Raw genomic sequence first — 4,082 nt, forward strand, 5'->3', positions numbered from 1 at the left:
TATTTTAACTTATTTCTCGCATCGTCAACCGACGCGCCATAGGGGTACTTTAACTGTGCCCAGCCCATCAATCCCGGTTTTACTTTATGCCGAGCATCGTAAAAAGGTATTTGTTCTTTCAATTCTTCTACAAACTGAGGCCTTTCTGGACGAGGCCCAACAAAACTCATATCGCCCGTAAAAACATTATAAAGCTGCGGCAATTCATCAAGACGTGTATTTCTGATAAACGCCCCCACTTTTGTTACGCGCGCATCATTTTTAGTCGCCCAAACGGCCTTACCGTCTTTCTCCGCATCTTGAGCCATACTTCTGAATTTATAAATAGAGAACTCTTTTCCATTCAGCCCGACACGCGTCTGACTGTAGAGAATTGGCCCGTCACTTTCTAGCTTAACCGCAATGGCAGTTATCAACATAAACGGCCAGGTAAGCAATAAAATCAGGCTTGCGACGGTCAAATCAAATAACTTCTTTAGAATATCTCGTGCTTGAGAATAGACAAAACCATCTGAGAACAAAGCCCAACCAGGACGAAGCATTGAAATTTCCAATCGCAACAGCTCTCGCTCTATGAACTCAACAGGGTCCGTCACACGAACCCCTCTGAGCTTACAATCCAGCAGTGCATCTATAGGAATCTGACCACCTTCACTGCGGCGGCGCTCATCTGGCGCGACAACTATTTCACTAATATTATGCTGCTTAACAAAGGCCATCCAATCTTCAGGTTCATTGACCAATAAACTGGAATCTACAACCACCTCACCTTGCCCACAAGCCATACAGCCATATAACTGAAACCCTGACTCATCTTTACTAGCTTGAATTCGCTCCATAATATTGGCAGCTGTGTTCCCAGCACCAAAAATTACAACTCGCCGCGTTAACTGAGCCAAATCAACGACTTTATAAAAAAGTACCCTTACCACTAATACGAAGATCAAGGAAAAGGTGATCGCAAACGCTAAAACGCCGCGACCTAAATACATAACAGGGAACAAGTAATAGAGTATCGTCAAGCTTGCGGTACCCAAGAAGAAATAGCTCACAACAGTACGCAAAGCCATCCCGGTCAAGCCTTCTATATAGATACTCGTATAAACCCCCATTGCAAGGGAGCATACACTCAACACCACCGCAAAGGAGATCATCTGAAGTTTAGGTGACTCCAGAATAACATTTACTTCGTCCGCGGCACCCCACATATTTCGCAACTCGACACCGGCAACAACCGCCAACATCAACAAGCAAAATTCAACCGCCCCTAAAACGAGAAACTTACTATGCAAATAATGATTTAAAACACGTACGTGAGCCACTAACGATTACCTTGAATGGAACTGAGAATTTTCTACAAACAACCCGGCTAAGCGAAAGAATAACACCCCACCAACACCCTAGCCGGAGAATAATACAGCTGTACGATAAAAGACGTAAATACAGAATTCACCTTTCATCATAGACTATTTCTTTAAATTATCTGCTTCGTCCTTTACTATTCTCTTAGAATTCAGTCTATCCTGAAGAATTAGTTGCGGCATTATGCAATAATCCGTCACCTTTTTTCAGCGTTCATTGTAAGTCATTTGTAAACAGTCGGCGCAAAGTTTTTATTTATTGATGAAAGATCGAGAGACCATGGAAACAAATACACAAATTTGCATTATCGGACAGGGCTATGTAGGTCTGCCACTGGCAGTCGAATTTGGGAAGAAATTCCCAACCATAGGGTTTGACATCAAAGAAGATCGCATCAACGAGTTACGCGAAGGTGTTGATAGCACACTAGAATGCTCATCTGAAGAGCTTGCTGAGAGCACACACCTCACCTTCACAACCCAGCTCGATGATATCAAGAATGCTACCGTCTATATCGTCACAGTTCCTACACCGATCGATGACTACAAAACACCAAACCTAACGCCGCTAATCAAAGCGAGCGAGATGCTTGGCAAAGTAGTCAAAAAGGGCGATTACGTTATTTACGAGTCGACTGTTTACCCGGGTGCAACCGAAGAAGACTGTTTACCACTAATCGAGCAAGGCTCTGGTTTGAAGCTAAATGAAGATTTCTTTGCGGGATACAGCCCGGAACGAATCAATCCTGGCGATAAAGAACACCGTGTCACGAACATTCTCAAAGTTACCTCTGGCTCAACGCCCGAAGCGGCAACTTTTATTGATGACCTTTATAAAAGCATCATCGTTGCCGGCACGCACAAAGCAGCTTCTATTCGTGTAGCTGAAGCCGCAAAAGTTATTGAAAACACCCAGCGTGACGTCAACATCGCTCTCGTTAACGAGCTTTCTTTAATTTTTGACAAAATGGGCATCGACACCCTGGAAGTACTCGAAGCCGCTGGCACAAAGTGGAACTTCCTCCCCTTCCGCCCAGGCTTGGTTGGCGGTCACTGTATTGGTGTAGACCCATACTACCTAACACATAAAGCGCAATCGATTGGTTACCACCCAGAAATCATTCTTTCCGGTCGTCGTATTAACGACAACATGTCTGCTCATGTTGCCGAGAAAGTATTGAAGCTTATGACCAAGAAGAAAATTCAGGTTGTTGACGCAAACATTCTGGTCATGGGGCTTACATTTAAAGAGAACTGCCCTGATATTCGCAACACCAAAGTGACTGATGTTATTACAGAGCTCCAGGGCTACCACGCCAATATTGACGTCTATGACCCTTGGGCAGATGCAGAAGAGGTGAAGCATGAGTATGGGCTTAACTTGATCAGCGAACCTAAACAAGATCACTACGATGCAGCAGTCATTTGCGTATCACACGACCAGATCAAAGAAATGGGTATCGCAGAAATCCGTAAGCTATGCAAAACCAATAACGTTATCTTTGATGTGAAATATCTATTCGACAAAGATGATGTTGATGCGCGTTTGTAAGCCTCAGCTCGGCATTGAATTAAGAGCCCGGTAGTTACCGGGCTTTTTTGTTATCCGCTTGCGATTCGATAATTAGCACCACATGGCAACCATTGGCACTCACTACATCCTCAGCGCGCTAGGCGGCGCGAGAAAAAAAGGCGTCGATACTCGCCAACTGCTAAAGCAAGCGCGAATATCCGAACTTCAACTCAGAAACCCCAGAGCACGCTTCCCGGTAGAGTCGGTTGCCAAGCTCTATTCAAGTATTGCAGAGACCCTAAATGACGAGTTTATGGGCTTCACTGAAACCCCCATTAAGCTCGGAACCTTTGCCCTCATGGCTGAATGGGTCAGTTACAGTCATAACCTCGAAGAACTATTGCATCGAGGGATTCGCTTCTATAACCAGATCAACAATGAAATAAAGGTTTCTCTTGATGTCGAAGGAGAGCACGTATATTTCACCTCAGAGTTCAACAATCCGGAATTAGATTTCGAGCACTTTTATATCGAGTACTGGCACGTCATTTGGCACCGCTTTGCAAGTTGGTACATTGGCAAACCAATTAAACTAATTGGCGCCTATATTAATTACACCCCCATTGATCATGAAGAATTTGAGCTCTTGTTTCGCTGTAAAACTAACCAAAAGAGCAAATTCAACCGCTTAGTCTTCCATCGGAAGTATCTCGAAGAGCCTTTGATCAAAACTACTCGCGACCTAAAAGTCTTTCTAGCACGCGCGCCGATAGATCTACTTACCATCCCCGGCGAAGACAATAGCCTGACAGCACAAATCAAACTTCTTATAGAGCCCAAGAGCACCCACATCAGCGAAGCAATTAAACTTCCAAATAGCGCTGTCATCTCTCGCCAATTAGGAATCAGTGAACAAACACTACGCCGAAAGCTTCACCTAGAGGGCATTAGCTATCAACAAATCAAGGATAATCTTCGCCTCGATATCGCTAATAAGCTGCTGACCAAGCGCAACCTGACTATCGCAGAAATTTCTCAGCACCTTAACTTCAGCGAACCCCGAGCCTTTTCACGCGCCTATACAAAATGGACAGGCGAAACACCGAAAACCTACCGCGTAAAAAAGATAAAATAAGCGATTAAGTCTATTTATCTGCACCTTTTCAACCAACAAATAAGCGTTTATGTCTATTTAAATTTTATATATT

General features: G+C 44.0%; 3 protein-coding genes. 2 read left to right on the top strand and 1 reads right to left on the bottom strand.

The window, feature by feature from the left end:
- A partial coding sequence (locus A3766_RS16850) for a TIGR03013 family XrtA/PEP-CTERM system glycosyltransferase (protein WP_068642554.1) occupies window positions 1-1,322 on the bottom strand: 1,322 nt, incomplete at its 3' end.
- Between the two features lie 319 nt (window positions 1,323-1,641).
- Here A3766_RS16850 and tviB point away from each other — a divergent pair.
- Together tviB and A3766_RS16860 are read left to right on the top strand one after the other, a co-directional pair.
- The gene (tviB, locus tag A3766_RS16855; protein ID WP_068513984.1) at window positions 1,642-2,913 is read left to right on the top strand and encodes a Vi polysaccharide biosynthesis UDP-N-acetylglucosamine C-6 dehydrogenase TviB; all 1,272 of its coding nucleotides are present in this window, start codon (window positions 1,642-1,644) and stop codon (window positions 2,911-2,913) included.
- Between the two features lie 82 nt (window positions 2,914-2,995).
- Window positions 2,996-4,009 (top strand): AraC family transcriptional regulator, encoded by a 1,014-nt coding sequence (locus A3766_RS16860; protein ID WP_068513982.1) that lies wholly within the window; start codon window positions 2,996-2,998, stop codon window positions 4,007-4,009.
- The last annotated feature ends 73 nt before the right edge of the window (window positions 4,010-4,082 follow it).

It is taken from the genome of Oleiphilus sp. HI0132, assembly GCF_001635845.1.